This window comes from Wolbachia endosymbiont (group A) of Andrena fulva, from assembly GCF_964026815.1.
Classification (GTDB): domain Bacteria; phylum Pseudomonadota; class Alphaproteobacteria; order Rickettsiales; family Anaplasmataceae; genus Wolbachia; species Wolbachia pipientis.
The window spans coordinates 1,206,806-1,221,971 of record NZ_OZ034701.1; the positions used below are offsets into that span (position 1 = coordinate 1,206,806).

The 15,166-nt window shown below is 35.2% G+C and carries 17 protein-coding genes and 1 pseudogene; 8 read left to right on the forward strand and 10 right to left on the reverse strand.

From position 1 onward, the window contains the following. Nucleotide 1: 1 nt before the first annotated feature. The 3 genes from AAGD84_RS06120 (at nt 2) to AAGD84_RS06130 (ending at nt 2,422) form a co-directional block, all read left to right on the forward strand. Nucleotides 2–823, forward strand: a complete 822-nt coding sequence (locus AAGD84_RS06120) for an AAA family ATPase (RefSeq protein WP_264722917.1) — start codon at nt 2–4, stop codon at nt 821–823. 73 nt (nt 824–896) lie between these two features. Beyond that, complete coding sequence (locus AAGD84_RS06125; RefSeq protein ID WP_022626354.1) at nt 897–1,691, forward strand: hypothetical protein; 795 nt, start codon at nt 897–899, stop codon at nt 1,689–1,691. A 68-nt stretch (nt 1,692–1,759) separates the two neighbouring features. Beyond that, nucleotides 1,760–2,422, forward strand: coding sequence for a hypothetical protein (locus AAGD84_RS06130; RefSeq protein WP_010082435.1), 663 nt, complete (start codon nt 1,760–1,762; stop codon nt 2,420–2,422). Here AAGD84_RS06130 and AAGD84_RS06135 read toward each other — a convergent pair. Further along, nucleotides 2,419–3,915, reverse strand: coding sequence for a proton-conducting transporter membrane subunit (locus AAGD84_RS06135; RefSeq protein WP_341817954.1), 1,497 nt, complete (start codon nt 3,913–3,915; stop codon nt 2,419–2,421). The genes AAGD84_RS06130 and AAGD84_RS06135 overlap by 4 nt on opposite strands. Before the next feature lie 89 nt (nt 3,916–4,004). Between AAGD84_RS06135 and AAGD84_RS06140 the strand changes: the two genes are divergently transcribed. Then, nucleotides 4,005–4,139: a hypothetical protein gene (locus AAGD84_RS06140; RefSeq protein ID WP_341810678.1), complete on the forward strand. Its 135-nt coding sequence runs from the start codon at nt 4,005–4,007 to the stop codon at nt 4,137–4,139. Between the two features lie 156 nt (nt 4,140–4,295). Here the strand turns inward: AAGD84_RS06140 and AAGD84_RS06145 are convergent, their stop codons facing one another. The 5 genes from AAGD84_RS06145 to AAGD84_RS06165 all read right to left on the reverse strand — a co-directional run bounded on the left by AAGD84_RS06145 (nt 4,296) and on the right by AAGD84_RS06165 (nt 7,738). Then, a complete protein-coding gene (locus AAGD84_RS06145; protein WP_010082456.1) occupies nt 4,296–4,667 on the reverse strand; it encodes a holo-[acyl-carrier-protein] synthase in 372 nt (123 codons plus the stop codon). Next, on the reverse strand, nt 4,664–5,932 hold the full coding sequence (proS, locus tag AAGD84_RS06150; protein ID WP_022626352.1) for a proline--tRNA ligase: 1,269 nt from the start codon (nt 5,930–5,932) through the stop codon (nt 4,664–4,666). The genes AAGD84_RS06145 and proS overlap by 4 nt, the downstream gene beginning before the upstream one ends. 102 nt (nt 5,933–6,034) lie before the next feature. Then, nucleotides 6,035–6,580 (reverse strand): hypothetical protein, encoded by a 546-nt coding sequence (locus AAGD84_RS06155; protein ID WP_265038383.1) that lies wholly within the window; start codon nt 6,578–6,580, stop codon nt 6,035–6,037. Continuing rightward, nucleotides 6,577–7,188: a hypothetical protein gene (locus tag AAGD84_RS06160; RefSeq protein WP_341817955.1), complete on the reverse strand. Its 612-nt coding sequence runs from the start codon at nt 7,186–7,188 to the stop codon at nt 6,577–6,579. Before AAGD84_RS06160 ends, AAGD84_RS06155 begins: the two co-directional genes overlap by 4 nt. Before the next feature lie 412 nt (nt 7,189–7,600). Next, nucleotides 7,601–7,738 (reverse strand): hypothetical protein, encoded by a 138-nt coding sequence (locus tag AAGD84_RS06165; RefSeq protein WP_341817956.1) that lies wholly within the window; start codon nt 7,736–7,738, stop codon nt 7,601–7,603. 208 nt (nt 7,739–7,946) lie between these two features. Between AAGD84_RS06165 and AAGD84_RS06170 the strand changes: the two are divergent. The 4 genes and pseudogenes from AAGD84_RS06170 to AAGD84_RS06185 all read left to right on the forward strand — a co-directional run bounded on the left by AAGD84_RS06170 (nt 7,947) and on the right by AAGD84_RS06185 (nt 11,885). Further along, a pseudogene (locus AAGD84_RS06170) lies at nt 7,947–9,202 on the forward strand (IS4 family transposase). A 155-nt stretch (nt 9,203–9,357) separates the two neighbouring features. Beyond that, nucleotides 9,358–10,217 (forward strand): IS630 family transposase gene (locus AAGD84_RS06175; RefSeq protein WP_341817957.1). Its coding sequence is split into 2 segments (ribosomal slippage): nt 9,358–9,682 and nt 9,682–10,217, totalling 861 coding nucleotides; the frame shifts between segments, so codons are not numbered across the junction. Nucleotides 10,218–10,594: 377 nt separating this feature from the next. Then, complete coding sequence (locus AAGD84_RS06180) at nt 10,595–11,122, forward strand: c-type cytochrome (RefSeq protein ID WP_264722921.1); 528 nt, start codon at nt 10,595–10,597, stop codon at nt 11,120–11,122. A gap of 1 nt (nt 11,123) precedes the next feature. Beyond that, a complete protein-coding gene (locus tag AAGD84_RS06185; RefSeq protein WP_264722922.1) occupies nt 11,124–11,885 on the forward strand; it encodes an alpha/beta hydrolase in 762 nt (253 codons plus the stop codon). Nucleotides 11,886–12,060: 175 nt separating this feature from the next. Here AAGD84_RS06185 and trpS read toward each other — a convergent pair whose 3' ends face one another. From trpS to rpsP, 4 genes are all read right to left on the reverse strand, one after another. Continuing rightward, nucleotides 12,061–13,059, reverse strand: a complete 999-nt coding sequence (trpS, locus tag AAGD84_RS06190) for a tryptophan--tRNA ligase (RefSeq protein ID WP_006280207.1) — start codon at nt 13,057–13,059, stop codon at nt 12,061–12,063. 17 nt (nt 13,060–13,076) lie between these two features. Then, nucleotides 13,077–13,646 carry a nucleotide exchange factor GrpE gene (locus AAGD84_RS06195; protein ID WP_264722924.1) on the reverse strand — a complete coding sequence of 190 codons (570 nt, stop codon included), beginning with the start codon at nt 13,644–13,646 and terminating at the stop codon, nt 13,077–13,079. Between the two features lie 61 nt (nt 13,647–13,707). Then, nucleotides 13,708–14,694 carry a polyprenyl synthetase family protein gene (locus tag AAGD84_RS06200; RefSeq protein ID WP_010962840.1) on the reverse strand — a complete coding sequence of 329 codons (987 nt, stop codon included), beginning with the start codon at nt 14,692–14,694 and terminating at the stop codon, nt 13,708–13,710. A 10-nt stretch (nt 14,695–14,704) separates the two neighbouring features. Then, entirely contained in the window at nt 14,705–15,025 is a 321-nt protein-coding gene (rpsP, locus tag AAGD84_RS06205; RefSeq protein WP_006279266.1) for a 30S ribosomal protein S16, read from the reverse strand. Nucleotides 15,026–15,166 lie beyond the last annotated feature (141 nt).

Consider the following 15,166-nt stretch of genomic DNA (forward strand, 5'->3'; position numbering starts at 1 on the left):
AATGAAAAAAGTAATAGGCCACAACCAAGCCAAAAAAAAAATAATGAACAACTTATCTGTTCAGTCTTGGCTGATCTGTGGTAAAAAAGGTATAGGAAAAGCAACACTTGCAAAATCCTTCTCCAATTGGTTACTCATAAAAAACTATAATGAAGTAGCATTGGACTTACACATTGTTGAAGGTGATACTATCGGAATAGAAAAAGTCAGAGAAATGAAAAACTTTCTACACTTAAGTCCCATTCAATCAGAACACAAAATAGCTATAATAGATAGCTTAGAGGCAATGACTAATAACGCTAAAAACGCAATATTGAAAATATTAGAAGAGCCGCCAAAAAATTCTAAGATATTTATAATTAGCCATAAGCCATATGATATACAACCCACTATCTTGTGTAGGTGCTTTCAGCTAAATTTACTCCCATTAACTTATGATGAAACAAAGCAAGTTGCTTCATCTCAATGTAAATTTGATAATCAAACGTTTGACGAAATGATTACTTTATTTCCTGGAATGCCAGGAATGATAATAAATACAATAAGTAGTGATGCTTATGAAGCATACAAATGCTTTTATAAATTTCTTCATGATTTAAAGAATCCCAATATGATTAATAAAGTAATTAATAGCGAAATCGAACTAGAACTAGCATCATATATAATTCAGGCCTTCATTTTAGAAAGCATAAAGAGAGAGGTAAATGGTGTTGAAATTCTGCTAAGTCAGTGGAAAAAAATAGATGAACTTTTCGTTGCCGCAAAGCAACTCCACTTAGATAAAAAGCATGTTTTAGCTAATGTAGTTAATATCATGACATAAGTTTACAAAGTATAATACTTTTAACATAAATTCATGATAAAATTCTGTTAATTTAATACTCGAAGTATATAATTTGACTGATAATAAATTAACTGTATGGCAATCAATAGAAGTTTTGACGAAAGCCATATTGAACATGCAGAAAAAATTAAGCTTAATTAAGAATATAGCTTCAGATCAAGACATAACCCTAGAAAAAGGAAAGGAGTTGTTAAGTGGCATTTATGAAGCAAATTTTAAGCTAAACAAGACAATCAATATAGCTACTTTGCCAAAAATTGGCTATCATATGCTAAATGGTGAGCTTGTTGTACGTAATCATATTACGGAAGAGGAAGTAAAGATTCCTGGAGATTTTCATTACCTTAAAGTCGTAAAATCCGATCATGATAATTATAAATTAACGTTTTGTAATTTTTTAGGTAATGAGTTTTTTGAATATAAAAAGTATGATCCACAATATTCTGGTATTTCAGATGAATATAAATTTGTGGATTTTGGTAGTGTAAAAAAGACTCATAATCTAAAATTTAAGGAATACATTGGTCATGCACCTAAATTTTTTGCTGCAGAAGGGCCTATTGAGCCTGGATCCCAAAACCATGTAATTGATCTATTTGAGCTAGTCAAAAGTGGTAAAGGTAGAAAAGTGGGAACCTTTGCTGATGAATTTGGTTATTTTGATGATCAAAATAAATTACATTATTATAATTATCACAAAAGTGTAGAAAGTAATACTTATGATCCTGAAAATTTCAGTGTAAAAATGATAAATATAGATGTGAGCAAAATCGATAAATTCTACCTCATTGCAGAACAAGGTGATATAATCATTCATCCTATTTGGGAAAATTTAGACATATTTTAAAGTTTTTTTTAGAGTATCTAAGCTTATTGTTATTATAATGATCCGATTAGGTCTGGTAGTATTGTGTTATGGAAGATAAATTGCTTGAATCAGTAAAAAACAAAAGTTATTTCAGTAAAGCAGTCGAATGGTACTGCCATAGGTATCTGTTTTGTGTAGCAGAAAGATCTTGGATGGCATTAATAGTATCGCTTCTCCTAGTATGCTTATGTTTATTAACATTAAACATATACCTGTTATTTCCTATTAAAAAAGATTTAAATTTTGTGAAGTATATGAACCACACAGAAGATGAGTTCTCTGCAATGCATAAGCTTAGTTTCAGTAAAAAGGAAGATGAATACACTTCCACAGCGAGGTACTTAATAAGTAAATACATTGAAATATACGAGTCCATTAAGATCGTTGAACCGAAGTACCAAGAAAATTTTATAAGAAACAATTCTATACATAAAATCTATCAAGGCTTTCAGGAAAAAACGAATAATGAAGCTGGTAATTTGTCTTTATCTAAAAGAAAAATCGCCAACATAAATGTAATAACATTATCTATTGATCGATCGACCAAGGACTTAGTTACATTTGCTGGAAATGCTACTGTAGTTTTTACAACCGAGCAAAATAAGGAGGATACTGTGGAGATTAGCTTCACTTTGTCGAATATAAAAGCAACTCTGGCTGGTATAATACCATTTAAATTTATTGTTAATGGTTATAAATACAGATTTTAAAATATTACTTGGTAGCTAAAAAAAATAACCAAAGTGCACATAGCAGTAATAACTGGAGGTAAAACTAGAAGAATTGGTGTTTTTTTAATAAAGTAATTCTGAGAAGGTTTTAAGAAAAAGGCGTTGTAAATTATCGGTAAAAAGTACAGAGCGTTGAGTATAGTACTAACAATTAACACTAGAGTTACAAACACAGAAAGTATTACATTGCCAGAGTTGAAAACAGCTTGAAAAATGAGAAATTTACCCCAAAAAGTCGGAGCAGGCGGCACCCCTATCATAGACAATGCACCTATAGCAAATGCTGTCATGCTAATTGGCATACTGCGTCCTATACCGTAAATCTTATCTATATATTTCTCACCTGCTCTCGTTATTATTGCTCCGGCAACGAAAAACAAAGTGATTTTTGCAAATGCGTGGCAAACTAATTGAAAAATTGCAACCCTCATGCTGAGATCACTAAAAATTGAAGCGAATAATATAATATACGACAATTGAGAGATGGTAGAGTAAGCAAGCAATTTCTTTAATTCTTTTTGCTTTAGTGCAATCAATGATGCAGTAATAATAGTAAATCCAGCAGTGTACGGAAGCCACCCTCCAGCAAACCAATTTTGCTGCACAAAACGTTGCATGTTATCGACGCCGAAAGTGTATAATATAACTTTTATGATGATGAAAACTCCGGATTTCACAACAGCAACAGCATGCAGTAGTGCGCTTACAGGAGTTGGTGCAACCATTGCTTTTGGTAACCAAAAATGCATTGGCATTAATGCAGCTTTTCCTATTCCGTAAATCAGCATAGCAAAACACACTGCAATGAAAGTGATGAGTGAAGTATCAAATTTGAATATTCCACCGCTTACAAAGTCTAAAGTATGAAATTCATTATATAAAAGGCCTATTGCAGGAAAAAACAATACCAAAGAAGAGAAAAATAGCACGCCAAAGTAATAGCGTCCTGCAATCATTGATTCATTTGTTGAGTTGTAAGTAACCAGAGGGCATGTACTAATAGTTAGAAGCTCATAAAAGACAAATGTAGTGAGCAAGTCTCCAGAAAAAGCAATAAACATTGCACAGCTAATCGATATTGAAAAAAAGCATAGAAAACTTGAGTGATTGCTATCAGCATAGTTATTCTGCATATAACATATTGCATATACACTGGTTAGTATCCATAAAAACGATATTAATAAACTGAATACTACTCCAGTAGACTCTAGCTTTAAACTAATGTGCAAATTATTACCAAAATCCATGAGAATAAATTGAGAATGATCACCATATACCCAATATAAAGTGCACAGACACGTATACGTAAACAGAAGTACAGAAGAAGTGACAGTAATACTATTGTTCACTCCGGGCCATTTACCAGTAAAAAAAATAGCTAACCCACTCAAAAGTGGAATCAATGCAGTAATTAATAAATAATTCTCGGTAATTGAAAATGGTAAGGAAAGAGACGTTAAAACACAGTCCATTAAATAATTCATCTTTTTGTTTAGGTAAAGCTAGAATTATACTAAAATCATAGAAAAACCGCTATGTTTTTTTGGCAAACTAGTTGTTTGTGTATGCTATAGCTATACTGCGATTCATTCCACAACTGTACGAACATTTGTTTTTGTTAAACACAACAAAGATGTCATCCCAGTGCCCTGACTACTTGGATCCAGGAAAGTTTGCTTGTGAGCAAGCAAACTAGCATAGAAAAACGTTTTCGATGAGATTGCAGAAAACCAGTGTCTGGGCACTGGGATGACAAAGGAGGACAGTGTCAAGCACTGACCATTTGCTGTGCAGTTTACCTTTAAAAATGAATGTTCATACAGTAAGCCATAAGATGACAAAAGAGTAAACTTTATCTGTGTGAGCTATAGACGCAAATTACAACAAATGCAGTAGCGTAATCTCCATCGTCACTTAAAGAAAGATGAATTTTGGAGATAAAATCCTTGCTAACGGTAAGATATGGCTTGCCTCTTACATCATTGTATATTTCTATATCTTTCATTGTAATACCCTGACCACTACCTCGTGCTTTAACAAAAGCTTCTTTTGCTGCAAAGCGTTTAGCAAAATACCTTGCTCGCATTTCTTGACTATTATACTTTCTACTTAGCTCTATTTCCTTTTCAGTGTAGATTCTATTGAGAAATTTTTCCCCGTATTTTTGTAATATTCTCAATATTCTTGGTATATATACTATGTCAGTGCCGATACCGTGTATCATTTTGCGCTAAAGTGATTTATTGCTTCCTCAATCTGCATTTCCTTTACCTCTCCAGTTGCTCTATTTTTTACTTCAACTATATTTTCACTTACTGCTTTCTTTCCGACAATTATTTGCCACGGCAAGCCTATCAGATCCATTCTAGAAAATTTTACTCCTACACTCCCTTCCGTATCATCGTAAAGCACTTCATCGCTCTTCAAAGCTTTGTATATTTTATCTGCAGCCTCCGTTACTTTCGTTTGTAAATTGATTAAACCAATTCTGAAAGGAGCTACCTCCTCCGGCCAGATAATTCCCTTATCATCATGAAAAGCTTCTATTATCGCACCAACAAGTCTTGAAACCCCAATGCCATACGAACCCATATGTATATTGACATTTTTTCCATCTTGAGAAGTAACACTTGCCTTCATAGGCTTTGAATATTTGTCGCCAAAATAAAAAATATGCCCTATTTCAATACCTTTACTAACATTTAACTGCTCTTGTGATATGGGGCAAGTCTCAGGATCATGCATATCATCTGCAACTGCGTATATACTCTTTAAACTTTCAATATCTTCACTCTCTAGTAGTTCAGAAAATTTATTGTCATAATATAAAGTGCTCTCACCAGTGTTTGCCAATATATGAAACTCGTGGCTCAAATTTCCTCCAATTGGCCCCGTATCAGCTCGAACTCCAATTGGAGTAAATCCCATGCGTTTGAAGATTTTTATGTAAGTTTTGTACATCAAATTATATGAATTCAGTGCACCTTCGTAATCTACATCAAAACTGTATGCATCCTTCATCAAAAATTCCCTGCCCCTCATAACACCATAACGTGGTCTTACCTCATCACGGAATTTCCATTGAATTTGGTATAAACAAAGTGGCAAATCTTTGTAACTTTTTACCACATCTCTAATTAAATCAGTTGCTATCTCCTCATGCGTTGGACCAAAAAGCATATCTTCCTCATGCCTATCCTTTATGCGTAGCATTTCCTTACCGTAATCATCGTAACGCCCTGATTCTCGCCAAAGACTTGCTGGTTGCACACAAGGCATTAATGCTTCAATAGCACCGGATTTGTTCATTTCATCTCTGATAATATCTTCAATATTCTTAAGCACTAAGAGACCAAGTGGTAACCACGTATAGATGCCAGATGCTATCTGCTTTATTAAACCTGCACGCAAAGAATATTGATGGGAGATAATTTTAGCATGGGCAGGCTTTTCCTTTAGAGTTGGCAGGTAATATTTGGATAAACGCATATAATAGATCTGATTGTATTAAGTAATCTTAATACAATCAGACCTGTAGGTAAACTTATTTTGAAAAGGAAGGGAAGTGCATGGCTGACCATTTCATAGTTATCATAGTCCTTGTACAACATTTTCCTTTTGGCATCGTAACGCTTTTCCACCAAACTGTGCTATGCGATCCTCAACAGAAAGAGGAGGTGAATCTTGCACCTCATTATCCACTGAGTCAACATTATTTACTTGTGGTGAATCAACACACGAACTTGGCGGTACCGGTGACTCCTCTGTTTCTTGTTCAGGATGTATCGGAGATGTGGCTCTAGATCCTATACCACTGTCAAGACCCCCGCTTCCTTCTTCCTTGCTTGATGGGGAATTTGTGTGTTTTGTCTGCTCCTCTTTTTCCTGCTCTATCTCTTTCTGTTTGTCTTTGCTTTCATCTGTAGTCCAATCTGAATCGCTAATAGAATCAGAATGCTCACTTTCACTATCTGAGAATCGCATGACTGTTACTCTCTCCTTAAGTCTCTTTGTCCAATCTGAATCATTATCATCCGACTTCTTTCTCTCTGCTTGCTCCCTATCTATTCTTGCAGCAAACTCTTCTGGTGTTTCTTTTTTGTCAGTGCCCCCACTACTTTCTAATTTTGCTTTCAATTCATTTGTAAAATTTTGTTGCTGCTCACTCTTTTTAACGTAGTACCTCCTCTTATCTGTTCAAACAGAGTAGAATGATTATTATTCTCAGGTTCACCAGCCTTCTTCGGTGCATCATTCTTAGGTTGCTCCGTACGCTTGGAAGCTGTAAAAAAATGCGGAGGCGGAGGTGGTAGTGCAGCATCTTGTGGCAATGGAGGAGGTGGCGGCGGTGGTACACTGACACTTGGATTTGGTTGTGTACCCAATGTTACTGGAGGCGGTGTAGGAGTAGGCACACTTGATTTATTCTCCAGATTAGTACAATTTTCACACACAAGTTTTTGTGGTTCTTCTTTCTTATTGTCAGCTCTAGAAACGGCCAGTCTAATGAGATATATTTTTGAAATCAATGCAACAGCCGTAGAAACAGCAAAAATTGCTAAAGGAACTGCTGCAATAGGACCAGAACCAGAAACTGCTATAATAACATAAGGAAGATATTGACCAGATATGAAACTAAATATAGATAATAATGAAACAGCAATTAAAGGTTTCCATATAGTCTGCTTAGTTTTAGTAAGCTCCTGACTATCTTTTAGCAATGAAGAATTATTGGATATCATCATTTCTTTGCCTCACTTGTTAACGATAATTTAATAATAACCCAATTAATAATTTCTGTCAATAATTAATTATGAAAAACAAAGTTGCAATTTGAATAGATAAGCTATAAGTAATATACGACCAGCAATAGCCATACAATAGACTTCTTGTATAACCCACACTAAGTAGAAAAAAGGTGTCATCCAAGTAGCTGACACTGCTCTCCTTTGTCATTCCAGTGCTTGACACTGGAATGACACCGAAGGGGCTACTGCCGTCTTGGATGGAAACCAGTGTCAGAACTAGTTAACCATGGGGCTTCTTTTGCCTTTTTTTCCATTTGGTAAATTTCTTAAATATTTATGGCTAACATGAAGCTAAGTACGAACTTTGTTAAACATAACAAATGGTGCCATTCCAGTGCTCCTTTTTTTGTCATCCCAGTGCTTGACACTGGGATCCAGTTTTCCATATAATCTCATCGAAAATGTTGTAACCACTTTCTGTGCTAGTTTGCTTGCTTACAAGCAAACTTTCCTGGATCTCAGTGTCTGGGCACTGGGATGACATCATAGGGACACTGGGATTACACCCTGACAATCGTCATCCAGCTACTTGTTAGCGGCTAAGAGATACCGCGAATGAATCGCGGTATGACGGTTCGTGGCGGCATGACGATAACCTCGTCTCACTGCCATTAAGTTAAGGAAAAAAGATAGATTTTATGGGATAATGATGTATACCAATAAGTTTAAAGGTAGTATGAGTAAAAAAGGCAGTAATAAAATTTATTCAAAATGAATTGGCAAGTCTAGAATTTATAGAATCCCATAAATCATCTTCAAAAGATTTTATGAGAAAGAGGAAGTTATCTTTTATTGACATATTTATCTTAATTTTAAGAAAAAGTGTAAAGTCGCTGCAAGTAATACTAAACGAATTTATTTTATATAGGAAAAAAGACTATACCGTTACTGCTAGTGCTTTTAGTCAAGCAAGAAAAAAAATGAAACACAGTGCATTTTCAGAAATTAACGAAGGTGTGGTTTCCTTGTACTACCAAGACCAAAAATTTAAAACTTGTTTTGGCTTTAGAGTGTTAGCTCTTGATGCCTCCAAAATCATTTTACCAACAAGCGTTGAAATAAAAAATGAATTTGGCTCAAGAAAAATACGTAACCAAAAACCAAAAGATTTAGGTGATTATGCAAGTGCAACCTTTGCGGTTTGTTAAGATGTGCTAAATAATGTTGCCATAAGGTCAGTGTTAGATAGAGGTAACACTCATGAAATTAACTTAGCAGATGAAATGCTTAAAGTTGTAAATACTAATGACTTACTGATTTGTATATTTATCTTATAAATTTCTTTCTAGCCTTACAAAAAGAAAAATTGCTTATGTCATTCGATGTCCCAGATCATCTTTTAATGAAGTGAATGCTATGTTTGAAGAAAAAAGCCCATCTAGTGTTGAGGTTACCATATGTGCTCAGCGTAAGATAAAACAAGAAAATAGTGGAATAACGCTTCAAAGTGGTACTGCCATCTGGTGAAATTGAAGTGTTAGCTACATCATTAATGGATGAACAAAAGTTTCAAACTGGAGGATTTAAGGAGTTATATTTTTTACGCTGGGGAGTTGAGACATTTTTTGCAAAACTCAAAGGAAGACTAAGTCTAGAAAATTTTACAGGAAAAAGTGTTGAGTCTGTTAAACAGGATTTTTGGTCAGCTATCTTTATTAGCAACCTAGAAAGTGTTATGACAGAAGATGTAGAAGAAGCGTTGAATATGGACTTAACCGATGATAAGCTTAAGAGGAGCATTAACAAATCTGTCTCATTTAACGCGATCAAAAACTTGGCTTTCGACATTTTTGCTACGGAATCAGATACTGACTGCATTATGGATCAATTATCAAAGCTATTTTTGATGAACACTTTGGCGGTAAGAAAGGGAAGGAAAGTTGATCGTCATAAGGTACCTTATCTTCGTTCGTTCAATTACCAAAAAAGGGTTAGAAAACACATATTTTGACTAGAGGTAGTATTCATATCTTCTGATAATAACTGGGTAGCTTATTGCCATAGCTCCTGTAAAATGACTTCTAAACAAACTATTTCTTAAGTATAGCTCTTTCCATAAAAGTCTGGATGTGATAGGATAAGGGTAGATGATGATAAGGAGGTTGAATGCCAGCAGCATATAGTTATGATTTAAGAAAAAAAGCAATGGAAGCGCTAGACGAAGGAGAAAGCAGAGAAACAGTGGCAGCAAGATTTAAGATTGGACGAACTACTTTATGGGAGTGGCAGCAAAGAAGAAAAGAAACAGGAGACTTTCAATCAAAAAAACTTGGAAATGGGGGTTACAATCACAAAATTACCGACTGGGATACCTTTGCCAAATTTGCCAGAGAACACGGAGGAAAGACTCTATCGGAAATGGCTAAACTTTGGAACAACATTAGTATCCAAACGATCTATCGAGCCCTTAAAAAAATTGGATTTACGCGCAAAAAAAGACATATGGATACAAGGAAAGAAACGAAGAAAAACGTGCTGAATTTTTGAAAATTATAGCGACAAAAGAACCTAAAAACTTAGTGTATATAGATGAGTCTGGCATTGATAACACCGAAGACTACCCCTACGGATATTGCCAGAAAGGACAGCGGTTTTATGCCTTAAAATCTGGAAAGAAAACTCAACGAATCAGTATGGTTGCAGCCTTAAGTGGAAGAAAGATAGTTGTTCCGTTAACCTTTGAAGGCCACTGTAATATGGATGTTTTTAATGGATGGTTTGAGCAATTTTTGACACCGATCTTGGAACCTGGACAGACTGTCATTCTTGACAATGCTACTTTTCATAAGTCTGATAAGATTATCGAGCTTGCTAAAGGGGTTGGTGCAGAAATTTTGTATCTGCCGCCTTATTCTCCAGATTTCAACAAAATTGAGCATCATTGGTTTGCTATAAAAAACAGAGCCAGGAAAAACATTCCTCTATTCGAATCCTTTCGTCGTGCTGTTGATTCTGCCTTCCTATGACCTGTTCGGACTATTATGAGAAATGCTATAATTTACACTTCAGAGTTTATCTGCTTTAAAGTTTACTCTATTCTGTTTCAGTATTTGTCATAAATCCTTAATTATTTCTGACTTTTTAGTTCAGTTTTTAACCATTCTTTCCTTAACTTAATGGCAGTGAACCTCGTCATCCCGCTACTTGTTAGCGGGATCTCTTGTTAGCGGCTGAGATACCGCGAATGAATCGCGGTATGACGGTTCGCGGCGGTATGGACGTAGGAAAACCTTTCTTGGGTCAGCTATAGAGACTCTCATCTTTAGCGAGCTTCAAGGTAATTGTTTGCTGTTTGCGAAAATATTTGCATAATTTAAGTAACATTACTTAATAAAAATTAACTATGGAGCTTAATAAGATTGCAGCATCGATTTTACTTTCTGGGCTAATCATTATGATAGTCAGTAATGTAGTTGATATGCTTTACAGTCCGGAGGAATATAAGATTGAACACCAAACGATAGTAGCTGCTGGCAGCAATGAATCTCAGCAAAAAATCGAGCAAGTGGCGCTCGATATTGGAGCGCTCATGCAGAATGCTAACTTTGAGAAAGGTAAATCAGCAGCGAAAAAATGTATAGCTTGCCATAGTTTTGAGAAAGGTGGAATGAATAAAGTAGGACCAAACTTATGGAACGTAGTTGGAAATAAAAAGGCCCATCTTGGCAACTCATTCAATTACTCAAAAGCATTGCTTGAAAAAGGTGAAAAATGGGGATATGAGGAGTTATTTGCCTTTTTAAAGAACCCAAAAGCCTATATAAAAGGTACACGTATGGCATTTGCAGGTATTTCCAATCCACAAGAGATTGCAGATCTAGTCAGCTATTTGTGTTCGATGAGCGATAGTCCGGTTGCTTTGCCAAAGTAGTATGAATTATTGTAAATTGTTTGATGGAAATAATGGTCACATAGCATATCGAAAGCTACAAGGGAAGAAAGCTTCTGTAGTTTTTTTCGGTGGATTTGCATCTAATATGGATGGAACTAAAGCAACTGCTATTTACAAATTTTGCCAAGAAAATGACGTAGCACTTGTGCTATTTGATTATTTTGGTCACGGTCATTCAAGTGGTAATTTTATTGATTACACGATAAGTGATTGGCAAAAAAATTGTGCTAAAGTAATGAGTGAATTAACTAGCGATAAACAAATAATTATAGGTTCAAGTATGGGAGGATGGCTGATGTTGCTCACTGCCCTTCAATTTCCAGAAAAAATTGCAGCACTAATTGGTATATCGTCTGCTCCCGATTTTACTGAAGATTTGATATTCAAGCAATTGTCAGGCAAGCAAAAAGAAGAACTAGATTCTAAAGGTGTAATAGATTTTACTTCAGAGCATTGTACATACAAAATAACTAAAAATTTGATCGAAGATGGCAGAAAGAACCTTCTTTTAAACAAAAAGACAATAGATATAAACTGTCCTGTGCGCTTGCTGCATAGCATTAATGATAAAGATGTTCCTTATCAAACTTCATTGAATTTAGCTGAAAAAATTAAGTCAACCGATGTTGAAGTACACTTAATAAAATCAGCAGAGCACAATATGTCTGACAATCATTCACTGGAAGTTTTATTTAAGACCATTAGAGAATTTTGTAACCAGACTGCATTCTGTGATTTTTAGCAAAACACGATTTTTCATTTGAGCTTTCTTCAACTTAAAATAAATACAGAAAATTGCTGCCTATAGCTAAACTGACTTAGATTTACCGACAATTTGAAAAACCGTCATCCCGCTACGTGTTAGCGGCTGAGATACCGCGGCGGTATGACGGTTCGCACCATCACACTTTGGAACCTTACAGATATTGAGCAAATCCAATAATATCCTTGATTTCTTTTATATTATGGGTTGCAATTTCTGCTGCTTTCTTTGTGCCTTTTTTTAATATTTCATGTAAATGGAATTGGTCTTTTAAAAGATCATTCATTTTCTCACGTATGGGTGATATAACACTGATAATTAAATCAGCTAACTCTTTTTTGAAGTGCTTCATGTCATGTTTGTTCACTTCTTCACATACTTTTTCCGCATTTACATTACTAAGCACTGAATAAATGTTTATCAAATTGCTTATTTCTGGTCGGCACTTTAAAGTAGCAAAGCCTAGAATTGAATCTGTTTTTGCTTTTTCTATTTTTTTGACAATTAAGTCATCCGTATCATCAAGGTTAATGCACGAATGTTCTGAAGGATCAGATTTACTCATCTTGCTTGTGCCATCCCTTAAGCTCATTATCCTTGATGTGCAATCCAAAGTTAAGATTTCAGGTACGATGAAATAATCCAGCTTATAATGATTGTTAAAAGCTGATGCAATATCACGTGCAAGCTCCAAATGCTGTTTTTGATCATCACCAACAGGAACGTATTTAGTTTGATACAACAATATATCTGCAGCCATAAGTACTGGATAACTATATAATCCAAGAGAGGCTTTTTGTTTATCGCTGCCAGCTTTATCTTTAAATTGAGTCATGCGATTAAGCCAACCAATTGGTGTATAGCATCCAAGCAGCCAGCCCAGTTCTGCATGACCACTAACTGTGGACTGACTAAAAATAATGGACTTTTCTGTATCTATTCCGCATGCAATATAAGCTGCTGCTGTTTTGAAAATATTACTTTTTAATTCACTTGCGGGAAGCTTATTTGCTGTGATTGCGTGTAGGTCGACAATACAAAAAAGAGATTTGTATTTATCCTGTAAGTCTATCCACTGTTTGATTGCACCAAGATAATTACCTAAATGTAGTACGCCACTTGGCTGGATACCTGAAAAGACAATACTTGTCATTATACATTTACCTCATGCTAATCGCTTCCACAATCAGCAGATTTCTTAGAAAGAATAACCATTGCAGGACGGAGCAACCTATTTTTGATAGTATAACCAGTTTGTGGTACTTCTACAATGGTGCCAGGCTTTTTTTCATTGTCTTCTCTTTCCACAACAGCTTGGTGTAAATTACTATCAAAAAGCTCACCAAGTGGATCTACTTCCTCTATTCCATGTTTTTTTAGATCATTTATAATTTTTTGATAAGCTACTTTAATCCCCTCATGAACAGGATCACCGTCTTTCAAAATTTCCATTACTCTTTTTAAATTGTCGCACGAGTCGATCATATCACGTGCAAGTTTTGTGACTGCGTAGTCACTTGCATCGCTAATTTGCTTTTGCATTATACGTTTGACGTTTTCATTATCTGCAACAGCACGGCGTAAATGATCTTCAAGCTGAACTGCACGTTCTTTTAATGTATTGAGATCTTCATTTAAATCATCAGTTTGCTTATGGTTATCACTTTGTTGGTCGTCACCTTTCTGCCTACTTACCATATCAGCAAACTTCTTCTTTTTCTCCTTACTGCTATCTGACATATCATTACCCTTAAGAATCTAATAAATATATAACAATTAATCTGAAAATATCAAGCGCCAGCTACATTCGTCTTTCTATGCTCGCATTTAAAAAGTTAATTAAAGTAGTTTTATAAAAAGAATCAGAAAAAGTACTAATATCATTTTGTGCCATATTAATGTAGTGTCTAGCTTTTTCCATAGAAAGCTGAATGGCATTATGGTGATTAATATAGTGTAATGCTTGGTCAAAATTGTGTCTAGCTGAAGAAAAGCATTTTTCCCAGAATTTTTGCTCTGCTGGACTGCCCTTTTCGTATGCTATAATAGCAGGTAAGGTGACTTTACCTTCGAAAAAGTCTTTTCCGACTTGCTTTCCAGAAGTGCCTTGATTAGCAGTATAATCGAGCATATCATCAACTATTTGAAATGCCATACCAAAATTAAAACCAAAATTCTTTAGCCTCTCTGTTTCGTCATTTGTTGCACCAGATACTGTTGATGCAGCTTCACAGCATGCAGAAAATAAAGATGCTGTCTTTTCTCCAATGATATCAAAATAATTTTCCCTGACTGTGTGGGGGTCAAAGCGTGCTGTCATCTGCTTTATTTCACCCTTCACAAGTAAATGCGATGCTTTAGATAAAATAGAGAGAATATTTAAATTTCCACACTCTATAAGCCATCTAAATGCTAGAGTCAACAATAGATCACCAACTAAAATGCTTGATTTATTTCCCCAAATCTTATTCGCTGTTTTAACTCCATGGCGTGCCTCACTTTCATCGAGCACATCATCATGAAGTAAAGTAGCATTGTGTATAAACTCTACCGATGCAGCAACGTTGATCCTATTCTCCCCAGAATAGTTTAGCATTTTACATATAATAAAAACTAGTTTAGGCCTTATTTTTTTTCCACCTGACCTAACAAGATGAGATATAATATCAGTAGCAAGCTTAGCATCTTCATCATTGACATTTTTGAAGACAAAGTCATTCATAGCTGACAAATCAGAAGATACAATATCGTCTAATTTATCGCTGTTTGTTAAATCAGTATTTAGCATTTTAAGAGACTTATGCCTCTTGCCCTTGTGCTTTCTCGTTCTCTACTTTCTTCTTTTCTGTTTTCTTTGGTTCTGTTTCTAAAGTTACTATGCCTTTTTTGATAAACCACAGTACTCTTTCAGTTGCCTGCGCGCCTACACTTAGCCAATGTTTTAATCTATCAGCTTTCACCACAACACGATTTTTATTGTCTTTTGGTAACATTGGATCATATTGTCCTATTTTCTCAATAAAACGCCCATCTCTTGGTGCTCGTGAATCAGCTACAACTATCCTATAAAAAGGGCGTTTCTTTGCGCCAAACCTCGCCAACCTTATTTTAACTGCCATGTTAACCTTTATTCATATATTAGCCACAATTTTATACAATGAGCCGTTTTAAGTCAAATGAATTATACAACTTTTGCACCTTATAATATAATTACCAATAATGTAGGGCAGTGCCGGGCGCACAGCTATACGAACATTCAT